General features: G+C 48.8%; 21 protein-coding genes and 1 tRNA gene. 8 read left to right on the forward strand and 14 right to left on the reverse strand.

From position 1 onward, the window contains the following. Positions 1-9 precede the first annotated feature (9 nt). The 3 genes from AC4PME_RS07710 to seqA form a co-directional block, all read right to left on the reverse strand. Positions 10-2,499: a glycogen/starch/alpha-glucan phosphorylase gene (locus tag AC4PME_RS07710; RefSeq protein WP_491045647.1), complete on the reverse strand. Its 2,490-nt coding sequence runs from the start codon at positions 2,497-2,499 to the stop codon at positions 10-12. A gap of 225 nt (positions 2,500-2,724) precedes the next feature. Continuing rightward, a complete protein-coding gene (pgm, locus tag AC4PME_RS07715) occupies positions 2,725-4,377 on the reverse strand; it encodes a phosphoglucomutase (alpha-D-glucose-1,6-bisphosphate-dependent) (protein WP_491045648.1) in 1,653 nt (550 codons plus the stop codon). A gap of 43 nt (positions 4,378-4,420) precedes the next feature. Beyond that, complete coding sequence (gene seqA / locus AC4PME_RS07720; protein ID WP_491045649.1) at positions 4,421-5,008, reverse strand: replication initiation negative regulator SeqA; 588 nt, start codon at positions 5,006-5,008, stop codon at positions 4,421-4,423. A 197-nt stretch (positions 5,009-5,205) separates the two neighbouring features. Here seqA and AC4PME_RS07725 point away from each other — a divergent pair, with 197 nt between their 5' ends. From AC4PME_RS07725 to AC4PME_RS07735, 3 genes are read left to right on the forward strand one after another with little or no spacing between them, the layout of a single operon-like run. Beyond that, complete coding sequence (locus AC4PME_RS07725; RefSeq protein WP_303574130.1) at positions 5,206-6,123, forward strand: AAA family ATPase; 918 nt, start codon at positions 5,206-5,208, stop codon at positions 6,121-6,123. Positions 6,124-6,130: 7 nt separating this feature from the next. Then, entirely contained in the window at positions 6,131-7,093 is a 963-nt protein-coding gene (locus tag AC4PME_RS07730) for a DUF58 domain-containing protein (protein ID WP_491045650.1), read from the forward strand. Further along, a complete protein-coding gene (locus AC4PME_RS07735; protein ID WP_491045651.1) occupies positions 7,090-9,111 on the forward strand; it encodes a transglutaminase TgpA family protein in 2,022 nt (673 codons plus the stop codon). Before AC4PME_RS07730 ends, AC4PME_RS07735 begins: the two co-directional genes overlap by 4 nt. Before the next feature lie 543 nt (positions 9,112-9,654). Here the strand turns inward: AC4PME_RS07735 and fusA are convergent. From fusA to AC4PME_RS07760, 5 genes are all read right to left on the reverse strand, one after another. After that, positions 9,655-11,742, reverse strand: coding sequence for an elongation factor G (fusA, locus tag AC4PME_RS07740; protein WP_491529546.1), 2,088 nt, complete (start codon positions 11,740-11,742; stop codon positions 9,655-9,657). Between the two features lie 166 nt (positions 11,743-11,908). After that, positions 11,909-12,985: a 23S rRNA (cytidine(2498)-2'-O)-methyltransferase RlmM gene (gene rlmM / locus AC4PME_RS07745; RefSeq protein ID WP_119501741.1), complete on the reverse strand. Its 1,077-nt coding sequence runs from the start codon at positions 12,983-12,985 to the stop codon at positions 11,909-11,911. After that, positions 12,978-13,358, reverse strand: coding sequence for a DUF423 domain-containing protein (locus AC4PME_RS07750; protein ID WP_119501742.1), 381 nt, complete (start codon positions 13,356-13,358; stop codon positions 12,978-12,980). Before AC4PME_RS07750 ends, rlmM begins: the two co-directional genes overlap by 8 nt. Then, positions 13,352-13,984 carry an alpha/beta fold hydrolase gene (locus AC4PME_RS07755; protein ID WP_491045653.1) on the reverse strand — a complete coding sequence of 211 codons (633 nt, stop codon included), beginning with the start codon at positions 13,982-13,984 and terminating at the stop codon, positions 13,352-13,354. The genes AC4PME_RS07750 and AC4PME_RS07755 overlap by 7 nt, the downstream gene beginning before the upstream one ends. Then, positions 13,977-14,876, reverse strand: coding sequence for a transcriptional regulator GcvA (locus AC4PME_RS07760; RefSeq protein ID WP_349587462.1), 900 nt, complete (start codon positions 14,874-14,876; stop codon positions 13,977-13,979). Before AC4PME_RS07760 ends, AC4PME_RS07755 begins: the two co-directional genes overlap by 8 nt. 216 nt (positions 14,877-15,092) lie before the next feature. On the opposite strand from AC4PME_RS07760, the gene AC4PME_RS07765 reads away from it, so the two are divergent. After that, a complete protein-coding gene (locus tag AC4PME_RS07765) occupies positions 15,093-15,359 on the forward strand; it encodes a hypothetical protein (RefSeq protein ID WP_491045654.1) in 267 nt (88 codons plus the stop codon). Positions 15,360-15,425: 66 nt separating this feature from the next. On the opposite strand, the gene kdsA is transcribed toward AC4PME_RS07765, so the two are convergent. The 6 genes from kdsA to hemA are packed head-to-tail and all read right to left on the reverse strand — an operon-like array spanning position 15,426 to position 21,502. After that, on the reverse strand, positions 15,426-16,280 hold the full coding sequence (gene kdsA / locus AC4PME_RS07770) for a 3-deoxy-8-phosphooctulonate synthase (RefSeq protein ID WP_491045655.1): 855 nt from the start codon (positions 16,278-16,280) through the stop codon (positions 15,426-15,428). 14 nt (positions 16,281-16,294) lie between these two features. Continuing rightward, positions 16,295-16,669 carry a SirB2 family protein gene (locus AC4PME_RS07775; RefSeq protein WP_491045656.1) on the reverse strand — a complete coding sequence of 125 codons (375 nt, stop codon included), beginning with the start codon at positions 16,667-16,669 and terminating at the stop codon, positions 16,295-16,297. A gap of 13 nt (positions 16,670-16,682) precedes the next feature. After that, positions 16,683-18,239, reverse strand: a complete 1,557-nt coding sequence (locus tag AC4PME_RS07780; RefSeq protein WP_491045657.1) for a DUF3369 domain-containing protein — start codon at positions 18,237-18,239, stop codon at positions 16,683-16,685. Between the two features lie 52 nt (positions 18,240-18,291). Then, on the reverse strand, positions 18,292-19,137 hold the full coding sequence (gene prmC / locus AC4PME_RS07785) for a peptide chain release factor N(5)-glutamine methyltransferase (RefSeq protein WP_474844497.1): 846 nt from the start codon (positions 19,135-19,137) through the stop codon (positions 18,292-18,294). Next, complete coding sequence (prfA, locus tag AC4PME_RS07790; RefSeq protein ID WP_119501750.1) at positions 19,137-20,222, reverse strand: peptide chain release factor 1; 1,086 nt, start codon at positions 20,220-20,222, stop codon at positions 19,137-19,139. Before prfA ends, prmC begins: the two co-directional genes overlap by 1 nt. 8 nt (positions 20,223-20,230) lie before the next feature. Further along, positions 20,231-21,502, reverse strand: coding sequence for a glutamyl-tRNA reductase (hemA, locus tag AC4PME_RS07795; RefSeq protein ID WP_303574159.1), 1,272 nt, complete (start codon positions 21,500-21,502; stop codon positions 20,231-20,233). A gap of 141 nt (positions 21,503-21,643) precedes the next feature. On the opposite strand from hemA, the gene lolB reads away from it, so the two are divergent. From lolB to AC4PME_RS07815, 4 genes are all read left to right on the forward strand, one after another. After that, entirely contained in the window at positions 21,644-22,249 is a 606-nt protein-coding gene (lolB, locus tag AC4PME_RS07800; RefSeq protein ID WP_303574144.1) for a lipoprotein insertase outer membrane protein LolB, read from the forward strand. Beyond that, positions 22,234-23,115, forward strand: coding sequence for a 4-(cytidine 5'-diphospho)-2-C-methyl-D-erythritol kinase (gene ispE, locus AC4PME_RS07805; protein WP_491045658.1), 882 nt, complete (start codon positions 22,234-22,236; stop codon positions 23,113-23,115). Before lolB ends, ispE begins: the two co-directional genes overlap by 16 nt. Before the next feature lie 5 nt (positions 23,116-23,120). Then, a tRNA-Gln gene (locus tag AC4PME_RS07810) sits at positions 23,121-23,196 on the forward strand. Positions 23,197-23,228: 32 nt separating this feature from the next. After that, the gene (locus AC4PME_RS07815) at positions 23,229-24,176 is read left to right on the forward strand and encodes a ribose-phosphate pyrophosphokinase (protein ID WP_119501754.1); all 948 of its coding nucleotides are present in this window, start codon (positions 23,229-23,231) and stop codon (positions 24,174-24,176) included. Positions 24,177-24,227: the final 51 nt, after the last annotated feature.

Genomic DNA, 24,227 nt, shown 5'->3' on the forward strand with positions numbered 1-24,227 from the left:
ACTATAAATTTACTTTACAGAACAGGATGTAAGCTTCCAGATACGCTCAACATAGTCATTGATTGAACGGTCTGAAGTGAATTTACCCATCTTCGCTGTATTGATAATGGCCATTTTCGCCCAGCGCTCTTTGTCACGGTACGCCTCATCCACCAGGATCTGCGCGTCGGAATAAGCACGGAAATCAGCCAATACCATGTACGGGTCGCCGTGATCCAGCAAGCTCTGCTTGATGGACACTAAGGCACCCGGCTTGCCCGGAGTAAAGTAATCAGTCTCCAGCCAGTCCAGTACCGCTTTGATTTCTGGATCACGGTAATAATAATCCAGCGGCTTATAGCCTTTTTCTTTCAGCTCATGCACTTCATCAACGGTGAGACCAAAAATGAAGATATTGTCGTCACCCACTTCTTCGGCGATTTCGATATTCGCGCCGTCCAGCGTACCAATAGTTAGTGCACCGTTCAGAGCCAGCTTCATATTACCGGTACCGGATGCTTCTTTACCAGCAGTACTGATTTGCTCTGATAAGTCAGAAGCCGGAATCATTTTCTCAGCTAACGATACGCGGTAATTCGGCAGGAATACCACTTTAAGTTTGCCATTCACCCGCGGGTCGTTGTTGATCTTATCAGCCACTTTGTTGATAGCGTAGATGATGTCTTTCGCCAGTTTGTAACCGGGCGCTGCTTTCGCACCGAAAATAAATACACGCGGGTGCATGTCGTAATCCGGATTTTCCAGCAAACGACGGTACAGCGCCATGATATGAAGCAGGTTCAGGTGCTGACGCTTGTACTCGTGCAGACGTTTAATTTGCACGTCGAAGATAGCATTCACATCCACATCGATGTCCAGCGATTGCTTGATTTCCTGTGCCAGCAGCTTCTTATTTTCCAGTTTCACTTTCATGAACTGTTTCTGGAATGTTTTGTTGTCAGCATACTTAGACAAACCATCCAGCTTTTTCAGATCCAGCGGCCAGTCTTCACCGATTTTTTTATCGATAAGGTTAGATAACGCAGGGTTGCAGGCTTTCAACCAGCGACGTGGTGTAATACCGTTGGTCACGTTAGTCAGTTTACCCGGCCACAGCGCATCAAACTCAGGGAACAGGTTCTTTTTCACCAGTTTAGAGTGAATTTCTGCTACACCGTTAACGGCGAAAGAGGCAATAACAGACAAATTACCCATGCGAACCATCTTCTCATTACCTTCTTCGATAATGGACAATTTCGCTTTTTTCGCATTGTCACCCGGCCACTTCTTGTCAACCTCAGCCATGAAGCGGTGGTTGATTTCGTAAATGATTTCAAGGTGACGGGGCAGGATCTTCTCGATCATGCGTGCAGGCCATTTTTCCAGCGCTTCCGGCAACAGCGTGTGGTTTGTATAAGCAAACACTTTAGTACAAATGCCCCAGGCGGTATCCCAGTCAAGCTCTGCACGGTCAACTAAGATACGCATTAATTCAGGGATCGCGATAGCCGGATGGGTATCGTTAAGCTGAATAACGACCTGATCAACAAAACGGCTCCAGTCATCACCGTGGGCACGCTTGTAACGACGGATGATGTCTTTTAATGAACATGAGCAGAAGAAATACTGCTGGATAAGACGCAGTTCTTTACCCGCTTCTGTTTCATCGTTGGGGTAAAGTACTTTAGAAATGGTCTCCGCCTGAACGTTCTCACGTTGGGCATCCACATAACCACCGGCATTAAATACGTCCCAGTTGAAGTAATGAGATGATTCACTCTTCCACAAACGCAGTACGTTAACGGTATTACCGCCGTAGCCTACAACCGGGATATCCCACGGTACACCTTTTACAATTGAGCCCGGGTGCCATTCTTTTTGAATGCGGCCATTGTCACCGTACTTAGTTTCAACATAGCCATATAAGGACACTTGCTGAATCGATTCAGGACGGCAAATTTCCCACGGGTTGCCGAAGTCTCGCCAGCTGTCCGGACGCTCAATCTGTGCGCCGTTTTGAATTTCCTGACGGAACAGGCCGTGCTCGTAATGAATACCGTAACCGATTGCCGGTAATTCCATGGTCGCCAGAGAGTCGATAAAGCAAGCAGCGAGTCGGCCCAGGCCACCATTACCCAGTGCCATGTCAGGCTCTTCTTCCATAACATCGGCAAGTTCTACGCCCAACTCTTTCAGCGCTTCATTGGCAACATCATACAAACCAAAATTCTGCAGATTGTTGGAGAGTAAACGGCCCATCAGGAATTCTGCAGAGAAATAATGGACAGCACGTGTATCGTTTAAGTAATGGGTTTTCTGGGTTTTACGCAAGCCCTCAAGCACCTGTTCCTGCATAGCAGCACAAGTCGCCTTCCACCAGGCGTGATTATTCGCTTTGTTTTCATCTGTTCCCAGCGTGCAATGCAGGTGACGGATAACAGCTGATTTAAATTCGTTTTTACTACCGGCGCTGACGGCCACAGGGGCAACCGTTTTCGCTTTAGTGGTTTTCGCGTTCATATCAGTTCTCACTTTACTATGGCGATGTAAACTGGCTACAAATTAGCCTTACACTGTAATTAAATTACACAATAAAATATCGATATGGCAGCAATATAGCAGCGTTAAAAACGATTTTTTGTAAAATGTTTGTTAATTTTCAAAAAAAATGGGCTGCATTTAAAAATACAGCCCATTTATTAACAAAAAATTTACACTTTAAAAATCAAATTTAAACATTTGCGTTTATTTAATGATTTTTGCTACCAGTTCTTCCGCTTCTTTGATGAGAGATTGTAAGTGACTTTCACCATTAAAACTCTCTGCGTAAATTTTATAAATTTGTTCAGTACCGGAAGGTCGTGCGGCAAACCATCCGTTTTCAGTGGATACCTTCACTCCCCCGATGGCAGCATTATTGCCGGGAGCATGAGTTTGCACTGAAGTAATTGACTCACCGGCGAGGGAGTCGCTGGTCACCACAGAGGCATCCATGGCGGACAGCTTCGCTTTCTCTTCCAGGGTTGCAGCAACGTCAACCCGCTGATACACAGGCGAACCGAATTTCTCAGTCAGCGCTTCATAATGCTCACCGGGGTCTTTACCGGTGACAGCAAGTATTTCTGCTGCCAGCAGACACATAATAAAACCGTCTTTATCCGTCGCCCAGGTTTGACCGTTGCGCTGCAGGAAAATACCGCCGGCACTTTCCTCGCCTGCGAAGGCGATTTCACCGTCGGATAATCCACCCACAAACCACTTAAAGCCCACCGGCATTTCTGCCAGTTCACGACCCAGGTTTGCGGTGACTCTGTCAATCATTGAGCTGGATACCAGGGTTTTACCTACTTTCAGGCTTTCCGGCCAGTCAGGGCGGTGGCTGTACAGATAATTGATAGCTACGGCCAGATAGTGATTAGGGTTCATCAGGCCTGCAGCAGGACAAACAATACCGTGTCTGTCGAAGTCAGGGTCGTTACCCCAGGCGAGGTCAAACTTATCTTTCAGGTCGATAAGACCAGCCATTGCATAGGCAGAAGAACAGTCCATTCTCAGCTTGCCATCTTTGTCACGACGCATGAAGCCAAACTGAGGATCAACCTTGTCGTTCACAACCGTGATATCAAGACCATATTTTTCGCTGATACGCTCCCAGTAACCGACTCCCGCTCCGCCTAAAGGATCGGTACCGAGTTTGAGCCCGGCTTTTGCAATCGCTTCCATGTCCACAACTTCAGCGAGATCGTCTATGTAAGCTTCCATGAAATCCGCTTCCACAAACTTCCCTTCTGCCCGTGCCTGTTGCACGTTCATTCGCTTCACGTCTTTATTGCCCGCAGCGATAAGTGCATTAGCACGTTTTTGAATGACAGAGGTCACATCGCCATCAGCGGGTCCGCCATGGGGCGGGTTGTATTTGAAGCCACCGTCAGAAGGCGGATTGTGAGAAGGCGTAATGACAATACCATCAGCTAAGTTCGCAGAACGTCCACGGTTATAACGAATTATGGTGCGGGAAATAACCGGCGTGGGCGTGTAGCCGCGGCTGGCGTTATCTGCCTGCTGGATCACTACATCAACACCGTTGGCACTTAATACTTCAATCGCAGTGATCATTGCCGGTTCTGACAATGCATGGGTATCTTTACCAATATACAGCGGGCCGTCGATGCCTTCTGACTGACGGTACTCTGCTAACGCCTGGCAAATTGCAGCAATATGCGTGTCTGTGAACGTTGTATTTGCTGCTGTGCCCCTGTGACCTGATGTACCAAAACTGACAGCTTCTGCCGGTGAGTCAGCATCAGGAACATAGGTAAAATATTGGGTGATAAGTTCTGCAACGTTAATCAGTTGCTCCGGAGCTGCGGGTTCTCCTGCCTGCGGATGTAATGCCATTTTTCGTCCTTTATTAAAGTGAGCGTCTTGCTAACCAGGGGTATTAAGCAAATTTAGCGATAACCGTTTGCGTGGCTTCGTCGCTGTATCCCAGTGTTTTCATTACCTGTTCCAACATCGCTACTTTCTTAGCAGTGTTGTTATTTGTTACTACCCAGTAAGGTGAGTCAGGAATAGATTTAGGGTTAGTACTGCTTCCCGTACTCAGCAACGCATCTTTGCTGGTTGCGAAGTAAATACGATTTTTACCCTTAATTTGTTCAACATTTGCAAAGGCATCGCTGTGCAAATCATGAAGTTCAGACAGAATAAACAAAAACAGATCAACCCGTTTGGTGTACTGCGCCAGTGCAGCACTGGTGAGTCTGGCTTCAATATCTCCGCTTCCGTGCTCTACAGCAAGGGGGGCAGAAACCGTTGTTGACTGTGACGGTGTTTTCGTTTGACGGGCTTTAACAGGAGCCGCTTTTTTCACCGCGGAAGCCGCCTTAACAGGTGCCGCTTTTACTTCGTTACTTTCAGCATCACCCAGCAGTAAACGACGCAGGATGTCCGACGCATTTTCGCCGATGTGTTTTGTCTGACTTGCTATAAACGTATACAGCTCATCATCAATTTCAATGATTTTCATATGGTACTTCCTTAATAAACCGGTCCATTATAGACAACAAGGATATTGATAACAGCACTAAATCAGGTTCACTCAGGTAATTTATATCACCCGGCGCAGACACCGTGTCTATACTCAGGTATCAACAGGATAACAGCAATTCCCTTCAGAATTGCTAGCATGTATAAATAAGGACAAACCGGTTGCGGGAAAACCCCATGCGAACAGAATTTCAGACGATCACAGACGCACTGTCAGGGCATATTATTGGCAAGCCTCAACAGTTGAAGCTGGCTGTAACCTGCCTGCTGGCAAAAGGTCATTTATTGATTGAAGACTTACCGGGCATGGGCAAAACCACTTTGTCTCATGCGCTGGCAAATGTATTCGGCTTGTCTTATTCCCGTATTCAGTTCACGTCAGACTTACTGCCCGCAGATATGCTGGGGGTGAACGTGTTCGATCAGCAGCAGCACGAATTCAGGTTTCACCCGGGTCCGGTATTCAACGAACTGATCCTTGCAGATGAAATTAACCGCGCGTCACCGAAAACACAAAGTGCGCTGCTTGAAGCCATGGAAGAAAACCAGGTCAGCGTTGACGGCACCACTTATCCGCTGCCCTCACCTTTTTTCGTTATTGCCACTCAAAACCCGGGCTATCAGAGCGGAACGTATCCCCTGCCGGAGTCACAACTGGATCGTTTCCTCATGCGTATATCTCTGGGATACCCTTCAAGAGAAGCGGAAAAAGCCATGTTGCAGCAGCAAGGTGGCAGAGAACAAGGTCCGCTGGCGGAAAAAATTGATCCCCGCTCACTGCTCCGCTATCAGCAGCAGGTCAACGATGTGCATTGCAGTGAAGCCGTACTGGAATACGTGCTTAACCTGGTAAATCAGAGCCGGGAACAAAGTGGTTATCCGCAACCCCTTTCCCCCAGGGCAAGCCGTGCCCTGTTAAACGCAGCAAAAGCCTGGGCATTCATTCACGACCGCGACTACATAGTCCCTGAAGATGTTCAGGCTATTTTTGCCGCCGTGGCGGAACACAGATTACGGGGTACTCATCACGAATCCATCGAAGAAAATACACTGAGTAAGCGGTTGCTGAACAGTGTGGACCCGCTGGCAGCCTGAAAAGCGGATGATGAGAAAAACTTTCGGAGCATGGTCGTTAAAATGGCTGGCTAAGAGAATGCCGCCGGACACTGTTCATCAGTTACATCATGGTAATATCTTCATCTTCCCGGGTACCTTCGGCTGGTTTTACCTGATGATGACCGCCTGTCTGTTTCTGCTTGCGGTTAACTATCAGAATAATCTTCTGCTTTTTCTTTGCCAGTTTCTGTTAAGCCTTTTCCTTATTACCTTGTTCACTGCCTACAAAAATATCTCAGGGATACGATTGTCAGCAAGGGAGCTAAAACCCGTGTTCGCCGGCGAAAATGGATTTATGACAGTAGATATTAACGCCGCTGAAGGAAAATCTCTGCGGGGACTGATGGAAATCAGATGGTACGGTGATATTGACCGCAGCACGTTGGATCTCGAGCAGGAAAAAAAATCTCATCATCTGGCAATACAGGCAGATAAACGGGGCATCATGAGATTGCCCAGAGTGACCGTCACCTCCTCCTTTCCCCTCGGACTGGTAAAGTGCTGGACCCATCCTGATTTTAATCAGACGCTGTTAGTCTATCCGCAGAAAAAGCCCGAGCACGCCGATCTGTCTCAATGGTATGCCCGCAGTGGTACCGGCAAGCAGGTGCAAAATGGCACCGACGACTTCTTTGCACTGCAGCCCTGGCAGAGCGGAGAGCCGTTAAACCGCGTTGCATGGAAACGGGTCGCCAAAGGCGGTGACCGTGTAAATAAAATTTTCACTGATCAACAGCCGGTCAGCGGCTATCTGGATATCCGTCAGTTACGCACAGATACAGAGACGGCGCTGTCGGTACTGAGCTGGCAGGTCACTCAGCTGTCAGCAACCGGCACACAATTTGGCCTGAAACTGGATAATCTGGTTATTCAGCCGGGCTGCGGACAACAGCACAAACAGGCCTGTTTAAAAGCTCTGGCCCTTTTCCGGCAGGACACACCGTCATGATGCCTGTAAGCCTGCCGATTGCGGGGAACCGTGAAAGTATGCTGACTTCCGTTTTCTTTGTGGTACTGGCGGCCTCCCTGTTCAGCGATATTCATTTGTGGGTACTACTGCTTTGTTTATGTGCCGGCATTGTCAGAGGATTTTTGTTTCTCGGCTGGTACAACCATATGCCCGGAAAGCGAATGGTCAACTTACTTGCCCTGCTGGCGGGAACAGCGCTGATCACCACCAGTGACGGTATGGATTTCCTGCATATTATGGTTAACCTGCTGCTGCTGGCCTGTGCACTAAAATTAATGTTGTTAAGTAAGCGACGGGATTTCTATCAACTTTTTATCTGCGCCATATTCCTGCTGGCCTGCGGTTTCATTTTCTATCAGTCGCTGGCCCGTACGTTATTTTACGGCATCATGTTTCTGTTCCTACTTTATATTCTGTTGTCTGCCCACACACCGTCGTCAACCAGACAATTCAGACAAAAGAAAACCCTTATCCTTTTCTTTCAGGCGTTGCCTCTTGCTGTTATTTTGTTTGTGTTTATGCCCCGGCTTCCCCCTTTATGGAAAATGCCGGAAGGCAAATCCACAGAAACCGGGCTGGCAGAAACCATTACGCCGGGTGACATTGCCAATCTCGCACAGTCTGAAAAGCTGGCATTCAGTGCCACATTCTCAACGCCTGTTCCGGTCAGAGAACAGCTTTACTGGCGTGCACTGACGCTGGAACATTTTGACGGAAAATCGTGGTCAGTCAGTGAAACAAGGCAATACGCAGAAACCCAATTGCGGTATATGAATAAGCCGTTCCGGCCAGCCCTCAGCGGTGAGCCTGTCCGCTATGAAGTCATTGCCGAACCCACCAAAAAATCCTGGTTATTTGCATTAGACACTGCTGTACCGGACAATGCAGCCAGTCAACGGGAATTGTGGCAGGGCTGGCAATACCAGCTAACATCAAGACAGCCACTGTTCAGCCGCTATGCTTATTATGTTGCCTCCTACCCTGACTCTCCGCGAAGTCAGGGGAATGCGGCGCTGGACAATACGCTGAACCTGCAAGTGCCGGAAAGAGGTAATGAGAAAACCAGGGAATGGGTACACGGGCTCAGAGAGATGCATCCTGATAACCGTGCATTTGTTTCAGCACTGATGCGTTATTTTAATGACAAGCCTTTCAGTTACACGTTAACACCACCACCCATGCTTAATGATCCGGTAGACAGTTTCCTGTTTGACCATCAACAGGGATTTTGTGCTCATTATGCCAGTGCGATGACATTTGCACTGCGGCTTGCCGGTATCCCCGCCCGCATCGTGACAGGTTATCAGGGTGGCACGCCTATCAATGATGAAACCGTCAATGTGTATCAGTACGACGCTCACGCCTGGGTAGAAGCAAAAACTGACGGGATGAACTGGCAAAGCTACGATCCGACAACCATGGTTGCGCCTTCACGAATTTTCGACGGTTTTGAGCAGGCAGCAAGATTCTCGACAGAGATTCAGGGCGATCATCCGTTAAACGGTATCAGTCAGCTTGCGTTCTTCGATGCATTGCGCAACATGAGTGCGCAAATGGATTTTCTCTGGAGCCGCTGGTTTTTGGGCTATAACAATGATAAACAAACGGACATTCTAGACCGTATTTTAAATGGTATTACGCCGTTAAAGCTCAGCTTATTTGCCGCCGGCCTGCTATTGTTCACAGGCGCGCTGCTAATTATATACTTTGTACCGGGATGGCAACGAAGTCACATTGCCAGAGAAAAGAAGTACTATCTTGGCGCGGTTGAGAAACTGGAACAAAAATTTGGCCTGCAACGGGAAAACCGCAGTCCGGGTCAATTCTATGAATACTGTAAGCATAAAGTGCCGGAGGCTATAGCAAACGATCTCGCCAGTCTGACCAGATTGTTTGAACAGTATCAATATCATCCTCATCAGGCTCCTCCGGTAACGGCGATTCGTGAAGCCGCGAAACAACTCTGCCGGCGGGTGCGAAATACTGCCCGTCATTAAAGCTGACCACATCCATGCCGTAATACCGCTGAAAACGACAGCTTTCCGCCAGAGTTTGCCGCGGATAATAAGGTACATAGCTGACAGTAGCGTGGCTGCAATACTCATGGATCCCTTCAGCCAGTTCTGATGACTGCCCTGCAAGCAACCATAATTCAGCAATTTTACAGGGGCCGGCATAGAATATAATGCAACGTGCTGTGATGATGACTTTGGTTACCCGGCTGACAGGAACAACGACAGCCGCTTCCAGCCTGAGCAATGAGGCGACGGTGGGATAAATGGCAATGGTTTCTTTACCGCCCTGCTTCCCTTTGCGAAGCATGGACTTGTACCAGGCGTTTCTGAACCATAACCAGTAGACGATAAAGCCGAGGGGGATCACTGTCGCGAGTGTGTGAACTATCCATTGCATAACTCTCTCCTTTAAGCCGCTTAAATGTATCAGCTGCCGGAGTCACCGCAAGTACAGGTTTAGTACAGTTTTTCCGGGCCATAAAAAAACCCGCCGGATGGCGGGTTTTTTAAAGCTTTACAGAAGAATTACTTAGCTGCTTTACGCGCTTTCGCTTCTTCCATTACTTTGTCAGCTACGTTCTGAGGACATGCTGAGTAGTGGCTGAATTCCATAGAGAACTGACCACGACCAGATGTAATAGTACGCAGGTGACCGATGTAACCAAACATTTCTGACAGAGGTACATCTGCTTTAATGCGTACACCTGTTGCACCAGCTTCCTGGTCTTTGATCATACCACGACGACGGTTAAGGTCACCGATTACGTCACCTACGTTGTCTTCCGGGCTGAACACGTCAACTTTCATGATTGGCTCAAGAAGCTGAGGACCGGCCTTTGGAATTGACTGACGGAATGCACCTTTCGCTGCGATTTCGAACGCGATTGCTGATGAGTCAACTGCGTGGAAACCACCGTCGTACAGCTCAACTTCTACGTCCAGAACCGGATAACCAGCAAGAGGGCCCTGATCCATCATACCTTTGAAGCCTTTCTCGATAGCCGGGAAGAATTCTTTAGGTACGTTACCACCAACAACTGTCGACTTGAACACGAAGCCAGTGTTAGTTTCGCCAGGACGGATGCGGTAATCAATCTTACCGAACTGACCAGAACCACCAGACTGCTTCTTGTGCGTGTAGCTGTCTTCTACCGGAGTAGTGATAGTTTCACGGTAAGCAACCTGTGGTTGACCTACTTCCAGCTCAACGCCGTAAGTACGCTTCAGGATGTCTACTTTGATGTCTAAGTGCAGCTCACCCATACCTTTCAGGATGGTTTCGCCAGAATCTTCGTCAGTTTCAACCTGGAACGACGGATCTTCTGCTACCAGTTTACCGATAGCGATAGACATCTTCTCGTTAGCGCCTTTATCTTTAGGCTTAACAGCGATAGAGATTACCGGCTCAGGGAAGATCATTGGCTCAAGGGTACAAGGGTTCTTAGGATCACACAGAGTGTGACCAGTCTGAACGTTCTTCATACCTACGATTGCAATAATGTCACCTGCTTGCGCAGAAGTCAGTTCAGTACGGTCATTCGCGTGCATTTCCACCATGCGGCCAACACGCTCAGTTTTACCTGTCGCAGAGTTAAGGATGGTGTCACCCTTGTTCAGCTTACCAGAGTAAATACGTACGAACGTCAGAGCACCGAAACGGTCGTCCATGATTTTGAACGCCAGCGCACGGAAAGGCTCGTCAACAGATACAGTTGCAACTTTACCGGTAGGTTCACCAGTTTCTTCGTCAGTCAGATCCTGTGGATCAACTTCAGTAGGAGAAGGCAGGAAGTCTACTACTGCGTCCAGAACCAGCTGAATACCTTTGTTTTTGAAAGCAGAACCACAATAAGTCGGGAAGAATGCCAGATCACGGGTACCTTTACGGATACAACGCTTGATGTCTTCCAGAGAAGGCTCTTCACCTTCCATGTAAGCCATCATAAGGTCATCGTCCTGCTCAACGGCAGTTTCGATCATCATTTCACGATATTCGTTCGCTTTATCAACCATGTCGGCAGGGATATCAACTACTTCGTAGTTTTCTGGCAGGCCAGAGTCATCCCAGATGTATGCTTTCATGTCCAGCAGGTTAACAACACCTGTAAACTGGTCTTCGATACCGATTGGCAGGGTCATTACCAACGGGTTAGCAGCAAGTACTTTCTTAACCTGGCCAACAACACGGTAGAAATCTGCACCCATACGGTCCAGTTTGTTTACGAAGATTACACGGGCAACTTCTGATTCGTTAGCATAACGCCAGTTAGTTTCAGACTGAGGCTCAACACCGCCTGAACCACAGAAAACACCGATACCACCATCCAATACTTTCAGAGAACGGTAAACTTCAACTGTGAAGTCAACGTGTCCCGGAGTATCGATGATGTTCATACGGTGGTCTTTCCAGAAACAAGTAGTCGCAGCAGACTGGATAGTAATACCGCGCTCAGCTTCCTGTTCCATGAAGTCAGTAGTTGACTCACCATCGTGTACCTCACCAGTTTTATGGATTTTACCGGTAAGCTTCAAAATACGTTCTGTAGTGGTAGTCTTACCCGCGTCTACGTGGGCGAAGATACCAATGTTTCTGTAAAGAGATAAGTCTGACATTAGTTCACTTTCGTTGGTTCAGAGTAAAAAAACGGCGGGATTATAAAGGATTTCAATACCAGATTTATAGTCCTTTGCGAAAAAAGTCTAAAACTTATTCAGCAGTTCCGCGCCAAGCCTTTAATTTTATATTTAAAATCAATAAATTACCATCATAAGGCTTTATTTAAGCTTTTATGACAGTAACAGTAACCTCGTCGCGATTATGATAAAGGTGTCTGACTTTCATCCGAAAGCCGCCAGCTTTTTTGCCAAGTCGCGATTGTATTTCCCCGATAGCGGCCGTCACCGTGTCGTATCGTTTCTTCATTGGCAGCTTAAGGTTGAAAATCGCATGATCTGCCCAACCTTTTTCCAGCCACTCACTCATGAGTACCGCTACCCTGTCGGGGCGCTCTATCATATCACACACCAGCAAATCTACACGGCCAAATTTGGGCTTATAAGTAAAGCCGTCTGCCGCATAATGGTCCACTAATCCTGTTGCCATGAGTTCTTCGTCGATAGCACCGTTGTCAATGGCCTCAACGCCCATCTCACGGATCACCAGCTGATACGTCCAGCCGCCCGGACACGCCCCCAGATCTACCGCACGGGCGCCTTCACGGAAAATTTCCCGTCGTTCTTCATCGTTCAGCATGGTCAGAATGGCTTCCTCAAGCTTGAGAGTCGACCGGCTGGGTGCTTTCGGCGGAAATTTCAGACGACAGATGCCGTTAGCAAAGGGACTGCGCATGGCCGGATAAGAATGGCCCACGAAACAATTGTCATAATCAGTGAAGAAAACATGCAATGCTCTGCCGTCTTCTTTTTCTTTATATGTCAGTGCTCCCTGCTTTCTTAAACCTTGCCGCAGTGGCACAGTGAACTTCCGGCAGAATTTAGCCAGCGCTTTTCCTGCTTCGGTATCTGCATGCTCGACAAACAATAAGGTGTTTTTCCACTCATCCGTGTCTGCGTCGCTGATGGCAGCCAGTACCGGACCTGCCCGGTTTGTTTTGTCGAGATCTTCAAGATGAGCGGTGACCACCACAATCTGACGGGGAAAAATGGTATCAGCCACAGCAAGACGCTGACCCAGCCGGTCTGCATCGCCCTGCTCATAAAAATGAAACAAAATGAAGCCCTGGTCCGGCGTAAATACCGGATACCCGTAAATACCGGCTTCAGAGGTCAATGCTGTCAGTTCCCCGGCGGTATCAGCTTCATAACCACTGCGGCAGTAAATCAGCAAACTATTCATGCCACTTTCCTTTTACCACACCGGTGATCAGTGCCACCCAGCCAATCATAAAGAATAAACCGCCAAGTGGCGTTACCGGTCCGAGAAAGCGCCATTCCAGCAAGGTGAGTAAGTAGATGCTGCCACTGAACAAAACAATGCCGGCAACAAAACAAATACCGGCGGTACTTAATAACCTGCTACTCACGGCGTGTCGCAGTGCCGGCAAAATCAGTAACGCCAGCGCATGATAAAATTGATAGTCCACAGCGGTATGCCATGACGTCAGTTGTGAAGCGCTAAGCATCGACTTTAGCGCATGCGCACCGAACGCGCCGAATATCACAGCGGCCAGCGCGGCAATAGCACCGGTAAGAACAAAAGGTTTTAGCATGAAATAAGCCTGTTAATAAAAGCGGCTGAAGCTGAAGCCGCCTGCTGCATGTGTTCGTTTAATGTATGACCGCTGGATTTACGGGGCTTGAGACTGTGGTCGCCGTCAGGCAGAAAATGCAAAGTGACCTGACCGGACAGATTATAACCGTCAACTTCGCTTTGCGTACCGAAGGTGTCCCGTTCTCCCTGATTGATGAATACGGGTTTTGTCATTTTCACCAGATGTTCCGTGCGCAGCTTTTCCGGCTTGCCGGGAGGATGAAAAGGATAACCAAACACCACCGCGCCTTTCGCCTCTGTTGCTTCAAGAATCATCGTCGACACACGACCGCCCATAGACTTGCCGCCGATAAATACCGGCGAAGAAGTATTTTCAGCCACCTGCTCTACCAGATCTTTATAATAAGCTTCCAGTTTATCTATTTTATCCGGTGGCCTGCGTTTACCGGTTTCCGCTATGGTCTGCATGTAGGGAAAATCAAACCGCACCACCGTAATCCCCTGTGCTGCCAGTAAGGCAGCCAAGTCCGCCATAAAGGGAGACTGCATACCCGCACCGGCACCATGAGCAAGGATCAAAACGGCGACCTCATGCTCTGCCCGGTCGGTGATCATGTCAGACATCGTATTGTTCCTCTTCAACCTGCGCTAATATCCAGCTTCTGAACGCGGCGATTTTACCTAAATCTGCCTGCGCTTCATCACAAACCAGATAAAACGCATCCCGACTGGCGACTTTTTCTTCAAAAGGCATGATTAGACGGCCGGCATCCAGTTCCGGACGGGCAAGAATAGTGTTACCCAGCGCAATGCCCTGCCCCAGCGCAGCAGCCTGGAGTACCAGCATGGAGTGACTGAACACCGGCCCCTGGTTTACATTCACGCCGGACACGCCGACACTTTTCAACCAGTTTTTCCAGGCTTCACGGCTTAAATCGTGCAGCAGAACATGGTGCTTCAAATCGCTCAGGCTATTCAGCGGTTTAGGGCCGTTAAACAACATGGGAGAGCACAACGGAGTAAGGTACTCGGTATGCAGTTTATCGGCTTTTACGCCGCTCCAGCGGCCTTTACCGTAATAAATAGCCACATCCACATCGTCTTCTAAAAACCCTTCATCGAAATCTACGGCTTTAATACGCACATCAATATCCGGATGCTCAACGCTGAAACGACTGATACGGGGTACCAGCCACTGGCTGGCAAAACTTGGCGGCATAGCAACGGTAATCGCTCCTTTACTGCCTTTTGCCAGCAATCTTTCTGTGGCTTCCTGAAGATGTTTAAAGATATCTTTCAGCTCAAGAAAATAGGCCTGTCCTTCTTCAGTAAGGAGCAGCGTCCGGTTGCGGCGAAGAAACAACTTCATTGATAAGAATTCTTCGAGCGCTTTAATTTGATGACTGACAGCAGCCTGGGTAACGAATAATTCTTCGGCGGCTTTGGTAAAACTCAGGTGCCTGGCGGCGGCTTCAAAGGCTTTCAGCGCATTCAGCGGCGGCAAACGTCTATGCACGCTTCCCTCCGGCAGCTAAATGACTAACGTGATAAAGCATTAGTTTTTCTAATCCTCAAACCCTACTTTTACTCGTTTTAAAGACGAGCAAAATCTGTTTATTATTCGCACGCTTTCAGAGCACAGCACTTTTCAATCAATCAGTTAGACAAGTGCAATGTTAACAAGAAAGCTCAATTTGTTAACGAATTTTAAATTAATTTTATTAGGTGTGATATGACTAAATTCAAAAAATTCTTCAGCCAGATGGCTGTTATCTTAGCGGCAACCACTGCTTACCCAACGATTTCTCAGGAACTGCCGGCTTCTATGCCTGTGGTACCTGCTATGAATACCCTTGAACTAACTGTAGAAATGGTCAGTGTTCAGGAACAAGTTAAGGCTGTTCTGGCCGCAGAAGTGCAACAGCACGTTGCCAGTACACTTATCGCGATGAACGAAAAAGACAATCGCGACGCTAAGGAAGATAACCCCAGCGAATAAGCCCTTTTTCACACCTGATTCGGTGCCCGGCAACAATGTTGCCGGGCACCGTCTTCAGCGTTTCATTTAGTTTGCACTGGTATCCAGCGGCGCAAACCCCTTCACTAGCTCATCTAACGCTTTCATTTGCTGTAAATACGGTTCCAGCTTTGACAATGGCAACGCACATGGTCCGTCACATTTCGCTTCATCCGGATTCGGATGCGCTTCGATGAATAAACCTGCAAGACCTAAAGCCATACCACTACGCGCCAGTTGCGCAGCTTGTGCACGGCGGCCATCTGCTGAAGTAGCTCTGCCTCCCGGCATCTGCAACGCATGAGTTGCATCGAAAATTACCGGTGCATACGCTTTCATTGCATCCATGCCCAGCATATCGACAACCAAGTTGTTATATCCAAAGCAACTGCCCCGTTCACACAGGATCACTTTATCGTTACCGGCTTCCCCGAGTTTACCGATAATATGACGCATTTCATGGGGAGCCAGAAACTGGGGTTTCTTCACATTAATGACCGCACCGGTCTCTGCCATTGCCACCACCAGATCGGTCTGGCGGGCGAGAAAGGCCGGTAGCTGAATAACATCCGCGACTTCCGCCACAGGTGCCGCCTGATGAGGCTCATGGACATCGGTGATCACCGGTACATTAAAAGTAGATTTGATTTCTTCAAAAATCTTTAAGCCTTCTTCCATGCCCGGCCCCCGGTAAGATGTTACAGAAGAACGGTTCGCTTTATCAAAAGAGGCTTTAAATACGTATGGAATGCCCAGCCGTGTAGTCACTTCCACATAGTGCTCAGCAATTTGCATTGCCAGATCACGGGATTCGAGCACATTCATGCCACCAAATAATACAAACGGCTTGTCGTTAGCAACAGTAATATTGCCAACCTGAATTTCAGTACGGGACTGTGTCATTATTTACTTCCAAATTAAAAAAACAACGGTTGCTTTGATACTGCAACCTTGGCGATTAACCCCAACCAGGTTAATGCACCGATAAAACCAATCCAGCGCAGTGGCTTGTTCCGCCCCCATTTAAGCGCAAACATCCCCATCAGAATATAGGCCACCAGCCCGACCACTTTGAAGGTCAGCCAGCCCTGTACAAACGGGTACTGGTCAATAAGAAAACATAGCCATAGCGCACTGGCCAGAAGGCAGGTATCGATGACATGAGGGAGAATTTTGAGCCACTTTCTGGTCAGTAACTCACTGTTAAACTGGGACAGCATAAATCTGAAAATAAACAAAAATACACTGAGTGCGATGGCCGTAAGGTGCAAATGCTTAGCCATTAAATACATAACAACCTCTTTATTATTGTGATATGTGGTCCGCCAGCCGGCGTTGAATTTCTTCGAAGCGGCCAATATTCGCCAGCATATAACTGACCAGCTGCGGATCAAAATGTCGTCCGCTTTCCGCCTTCAACGTGCTGACGGTTTTTTCCAGCGACCAGGCTTCTTTGTACGGGCGCTTGTTCATCAGTGCATCAAACACATCGACGATAGCCGCGATACGGCTTTCCAGACGGATTTCCTCGCCTTTCAGTCCTTCAGGATAGCCTTGTCCGTCCCACCGTTCATGATGTTCTTTAGCAAGCACAGAAGCCAGCTGAATGGTAGGACTGTCTGAGTCTTTTAATATCTGATAGCCAAATTCCGCATGCTGACGGATAGCAAACCGTTCTTCTTCCGTCAGTACATCTGTTTTTGTCAGGATTTGTGATGAAATATGTGCATTTCCCACATCATGCAACGGAATAGCAAGCCGCAGCGTCATGATTTGTGCTTCGCCCAGCCCGGCATATCGTGCCAGTAACTCAGCCATATCGACCATCCGGCGGATATGCTTGCTGGTTTCACTGTCACGTTCCATGGCTTTACCCAACCGCTCAATGATTTCCCGCTGGGTGGTTTCCACTTCCTGACTGATAAGCACATTTTCAAATGCCAGCTGCACATTTTCTGAGAACAACTGCAATAAATGCATATTTGTTTCGCTGAGTTTACGGGGGATACCGGATAAATATAGTAATGACCCCTTGTAGTGCTTACTGAAGCAGTAAGCCACCACATAATCTTCGCCAAAGATAATGCTCTGCTCTTTTAACGCCCGCTGGCACAACAAATACGCTTCTGCGGGCAACGCATCAATCAACGATTTCCCTTCCTGACCGGCATATTCGCCATTGCCGGCAAACACGAACAGTTCCTGCGGTAAAGACTGCGTGACGGGTCGCGGCACCGCCACGGCATTGGTGATATAGGCGGCGTCTTTGGAGAATCCGAGAATAGAGGAAAGTTGCTGAATAATACCCCGCATGAATTTTTCAAGGGATCGGGAAGTAAACAGGTCGGCGGAAGCATCAATAATTTTTTCAAGACCGGCGCGGCTTTCCTCAATCACGACGATATCGCGATACGATCGCAATGCCGCAATCATGAAAGTAAACAGTTTCTGCGCGGTGAGTTCGGTTTTTGACTTGTAATCGTTAATATCATAATCAACAATCACATCCCGTTCTGGTGCCTGTCCGGGTTGTCCGGTCCGCAGAATGATGCGGGTAAAATGATTATCCAGTGTTTCTCTGATGTATTCTGCGACTTCAAGCCCGGCATTATCGGTCTCCATCACCACATCTAGCAGGACCACAGCCACATCGTCATTTTCACGAAAGTAGGTTTTGGCTTCATCGCCGCTATAAGCGCTGACAAATTCCAGCCGCTTATCATCCAGCACAAAATCGCTCAACGCCAGTTTTGTCACCGCGTGTACTTCCGGCTCATCGTCAACAATGAGCACCTTCCAGACGCCAAGTTCCTCTGTTAATTCCTCGTCGTCATCGTCCGCAAACAGGAAATCATCAGTCATTTACAGCATTCCATTTTTATAAAAGGCCGGTTAAAGCATACTGTAAGAGGAATTATTCGCAAGCAGGTCTTTTCGCAATAGTTATCCGGTCAAGACCGGCAAGATCAGCAAAGGTGTTTGCCATGGTGTAACCGCTGTCATTAAACAGCCCGCGGATTGCACCGCCCTGCTCACTGCCATGTTCAATAAGCAGCCATCCGCCTGGCTTAAGACATACTGATGCCTGACTGATGATAAGCCGGATATCATCAAGCCCGTCCTCACCGGCGGTGAGCGCTGACAGGGGTTCGAAGCGGACATCACCTTGTTGCAGATAGTGACTGTCTGATTCCACATAAGGGGGATTGGTCACCAGCATATCAAACTGCTTATCTTTCAGGGCATCAAACCAGTGGCTGACGATAAAAGAGACGTTGGTGATGTGATTCAGTGCTGCATTTTGTTTAGCGAGGTCGACAGCCTCTTCAATGCGATCTGTACCGGTGACCTGAATGTCCGGTCTTTCGCTGGCCAGTGCCAGCGCCACAGCGCCTGTTCCGGTGCCCAGGTCACACACATTGCAAGGCTCAGAAGGAAGCAGTTCCAGCGCTTTTTCCACCAGCAGTTCGGTTTCCGGACGCGGAATAAGCGTGGCAGGATTCACATTAAGTGTCAGTGTCCAGAAATCGCGGTTACCGGTCAGGTGCGCCACCGGCCGGCCTGTTTTTCTTTCACTGATGAGCTGTCTGAAGCGGTTAAGCTCCTCGTCCTTAAGTACTTTATCACTCCAGGTGTACAACCAGGTTTGTGTCTGGCCCAGTACATGAGCCAGCAGTACTTTTGCGTCGGTGGCAGGAGACTCACCGCCTGCCAGCGCTTCTTTTGCCTGTTGAAGTGCACAGGCAATGGTGACTGACATTATTCGTCTGCCAGTGAAGCCAGCAGATCGGCCTGGTGTTCCTGCCGGATAGGATCAGCCAGCGCAGCCAGATCCCCTTCAATGACCTCATCAAGACGGTACAGGGTCAGGTTGATTCGGTGATCAGTCACACGGCCCTGGGGAAAGTTGTAAGTACGGATACGTTCAGAACGGTCACCACTGCCCACCAGATTGCGGCGGGTGGTAGCCTCTTCTTTCGCCCGCTTTTCTTCTTCGAGCTGATTCAGACGGGCCTGCAGTACAGACATGGCCTTAGCACGGTTTTTGTGCTGTGAACGCTCATCCTGACACTCAACCACAAGACCGGTTGGAATGTGAGTCATCCGGATAGCAGAGTCTGTTTTGTTAACGTGCTGACCACCGGCACCGGATGCACGGAAGGTATCAACACGCAGGTCTGCCGGATTAATTTCAATGGCTTCAGACTCAGGGATCTCAGGCAAAACTGCCACTGTACAGGCTGACGTGTGAATACGTCCCTGAGATTCAGTTTCCGGCACACGCTGTACCCGGTGTCCGCCGGATTCAAATTTCATAATACCGTAAACGCCTTCACCGGAAAGATTAGCGATGACTTCTTTAAAGCCACCGTGCTCACCTTCATTCTGACTGACCACCTCTACGCGCCAGCCCTTTGATTCAGCATAGCGGCTGTACATACGGAACAGGTCACCGGCAAAAATAGCCGCCTCATCACCGCCGGCACCGGCACGGATTTCCAGAAAGCAGTTGTGGTCGTCGTTGGGATCTTTAGGTAACAGAAGAATTTGCAGTTCGCTTTCAAGGCGTGCAATGTCTTCTTTTGCCTGCTTCATTTCTTCCTGCGCCATTTCGCGCATTTCGGCATCGTCTTCTTCCATCATTTCCAGTGCAGAAGCAAGATTTTCTTCAGCCTGCTGAAAAGCATTAAAGCCTTTTACAACATCTTCCAACTGACTGAACTCTTTTGACAACGCGCGGAATTTATCCTGATTGGAAATCGTACCGGGATCACCAAGCAATGCCTGAACCTCGTCAAACCTTTCCACCAGGTTCTCGAGCTTTCTGGTCACCGATTCTTTCATATTCTGTTTTACCCTTCTTTGTCCTGCCCGTTACCGGCAAGATCCATCGCCTGACCCAGCCATTGAGTCAGCGCGGCATTATTTTCGTGTGCAGCGTCCCGCAATACACGGGTAGGCCCGTGCATCAACGCATTGGTGAGTTTATAGGCCAGTTCCTGTACAACGTCTTCCGCGTTGCGGCCTTCGGACAACTGATTCATCGCCCTGGCGACCAGCTCATCTCTGGATGCCATGCCTTTCTGACGGTACTGACGCACCAAATCAATGGAATGCTGCGCCTGTTTCCAGCTTAAAAATACGGAAGCCTGATCATCGATGATTTTTTCAGCGTCCTGCGCGGCCATTTCACGGGAAGCTAGATTCTGCTCAACGATATGCTGCAAATCATCAACAGTATAAAGGTAGGCATCGCCGAGTTCATTAACCTGAGACTCAATGTCACGGGGAACCGCCAGATCAACAAGAAACATGGGCATGTTACGGCGCTGCTTCAAGGCCTTTTCCACCATCCCTTTACCAATCAATGGCAACTGACTGGCTGTAGAACTGATGACTATATCAAAATCGTGAAGATGTTCAGGCAACTGAGACAGTGTGAGTACATCTGCGCCCAGATTCGCCGCCAGATTCTCAGCTCTGGCTACGGTACGGTTGGCAACGGCAAGACGCTGAACGCCCTGTTCTTTTAAATGCTGGGCAACCAGTTCAATGGTTTCGCCGGCACCTACCAGCAATACTGAGCGCTTTGGTAATGCGCTGAATATATGTTTGGCCAGTTGCACTGCAGCAAAGGCTACAGATACTGCGTTAGCACCGATTTCTGTTTCAGAGCGCACTTTTTTAGCCACAGAGAACGTGTGCTGGAATAACCGCTCGAACTCCGCCCCCACTGTACCGGAATGCTTTGCGTCACTGAATGCCTGTTTAATCTGTCCGAGAATTTGCGGTTCACCGAGGATCAACGAATCCAGCCCGCTTGCTACCCGCATAACATGCTTAACTGCATCTTCCTGCTGGTAAAGATAGCTGTTCTGTTCAATATCTTCCCGCTTCACATCATGAAAGGCAGATAACCAGTCGAGCAGCAATGCAGCCTCACCGGCCCCTTTCACGTAGACTTCAGTGCGGTTACAGGTAGACACGATGACAGATTCTTCAATACCGTCTATCTGCTTCAGCGAGGCGAGCGCAGACACCAGAGAATCCGGTGTAAAGGCGACTTTTTCGCGTAATGCAACAGGTGCAGTTTTGTGGTTTATTCCGAGGGCAGTAAGGGTCATCAATATTTATGCTGGCATCTTCGGAGCGGCATTGTACGAAAAACCCAAAATGATTGAAAGTACTCCTGAAACTGTGTTCCCATTAGATCCCTGAGTTTTGAAGCAATCATCCCGTTGCATTGCGTAGGATCATAATCGTTCATGATTTTCCGGATACTTTTTGCAGGTTTGTTTATCGCCCTGTTATCAGCCTGTACCACTCTGCCGGATGGCCCGGAGACCGCAGTAAACCTGCCTTCTCAGCTTGAGAAGCTGAAGTCTGTCACCCGCTGGCAGATGAAAGGTAAGATGGCTATCCGCAATGAAAAGGAAGCTGTCAGCGCCCACGTAAACTGGAAAACCGATGAGCCCGATTTTAATTTCCGTTTAACCAATATGCTGGGTATTACCCTGGCGAATATCGATTTCAGTGACGGCATGGCGACACTGGAAGCTGACGACAAGCGCTGGCAGGACACCAGTCCCGCACGTCTGATTTACCAGACAACCGGCTGGGATATTCCCGCCGGCAAGCTGCTGAACTGGGTAAAGGGGTTGCCTTTACGGGGCGACGACTACAAGCTCAACGATAAACAACTACTGGCTTCCCTTTCTCCGGGCTGTGAAGCCTGCGGCAACTGGCAAGTCAGTTACAGCAACTATGGTGAGGAAGCAGGACTGTGGTTGCCACATCAGTTAATGCTTACCCGCACAGACAACACAAAAATATGGATAAAAATCCGGATTGATGAGTGGACCATACAGTAATGCAACACAGTGAATGGTGGCCCAGCCCGGCCAAACTGAATTTATTCCTTCATATCCTCGGTAAATACGATAACGGTTACCATCAGCTTCAGACCCTGTTTCAGTTACTGGACCGTGGTGATGAACTGGCTTTTGATGTCACCAACGACGGCAATATCACCCTTAATCCGTCGATTCCCGGTGTGAATGATGAAGATAATCTGATTGTAAAAGCAGCCAGACTGTTACAGACACACACGGGAACAGATAAAGGCGCAAACATCCGGTTGAAAAAGTCACTGCCCATGGGCGGCGGTATCGGCGGTGGCTCATCTAACGCCGCCACAGTTCTGGTTGCTCTGAACTACTTGTGGCAGTGCGGTCTGAGTACAGCAGAACTGGCCGGATTAGGTCTGCGTCTGGGCGCCGACGTACCTATCTTTGTTGAAGGCCGTACAGGTTTCGCCGGCGGTGTGGGCGAGCACATCAGTCCCGCTGATTTAGACGAACAATGGTATCTGGTTGTCAATCCGGGTATACACGTGGGTACTGCAGATATTTTCAGAGAGCCTGCCCTGCCCCGCAATACACCGCCCATGGAATGGCACAATTACACTTTCGCTGCAACGCATAATGATTGCCAGAGTATTGTCTGTAAAAAGCATCCGGAAGTTGCAATATTATTACAGTGGTTGCTACAATTCGCACCGTCGCGGATGACGGGCACAGGCGCGTGCGTATTTTCTGTATTTAGTGATGAACATTCAGCCAGACGGGTTCTCGGGAAATTGCCTGCAGAATGGTCCGGTTTTGTTGCTAAAGGTGTGAATATGTCGCCATTACAACAAAAGCTAAAATACGTGAACGAAGCATCGGACATGAACTAAATTTTTGGGGTATAGCCAAGTTGGTAAGGCAGCGGGTTTTGATCCCGCCATTCGTTGGTTCGAGTCCAGCTACCCCAGCCACCTCCTTTATCAAACGCACCGAGGAAACACTTGTGCCAGATATGAAGCTCTTTGCAGGCAACGCCGTCCCCGAACTTGCCCATAAGGTTGCAGAACGCCTTTATACCAAACTTGGTAACGCCAGTGTTGGTCGCTTTAGCGACGGTGAGATCAGTGTAGAAATTCATGAAAACGTCCGTGGCTCGGACGTTTTTATTATCCAGTCTACCTGTGCACCAACCAACGACAACCTGATGGAATTGATTGTGATGATCGACGCCCTGCGTCGTGCATCAGCAGGACGTATTACTGCTGTTATTCCCTATTTCGGCTATGCGAGACAAGACCGTCGCGTCCGCTCAGCCAGGGTGCCAATCACAGCCCGTGTGGTCGCAGATTTTCTGTCTAACGTGGGTGTTGACCGTGTACTGACCATCGACCTGCACGCAGAGCAAATCCAGGGTTTCTTCGATGTACCGGTAGATAACGCTTTCGGTACACCTATCCTGCTTGCAGACATGGTTCAGCGTGATTTTGTCGACCCGATTGTTGTGTCTCCGGACATCGGCGGCGTAGTACGTGCCCGTGCAACGGCTAAATTGCTGAATGATGCAGAACTGGCAATCATCGATAAACGTCGTCCGAAAGCGAACGTTTCTCAGGTGATGAATATTATCGGTGATGTGAAAGACCGTGACTGCATCATTGTTGACGACATGATTGACACCGGCGGTACGCTGGCGAAAGCTGCGGAAGCCCTGAAAAATCATGGCGCGCGCAAAGTGTATGCTTACGCGACTCACGCTATCTTCTCAGGCAACGCGCCTAAGAACCTGAAAGAGTCGGTTATCGATGAAATCATTGTTACCGACAGTATTCCGCTGTCAAAAGACATGCAGGCAACCGGTAAAGTGAAACAACTCACATTGTCTGAAATGCTGGCTGAAACGATTCGCCGCATCAGCAACGAAGAGTCTATCTCAGCGATGTTCGAATACTGATAACTGCCTGTGCGCAGATTATTAAAGGCCGGTGCTGAGAAGCACCGGCTT

It is taken from the genome of Alteromonas sp. (genome assembly GCF_984505615.1).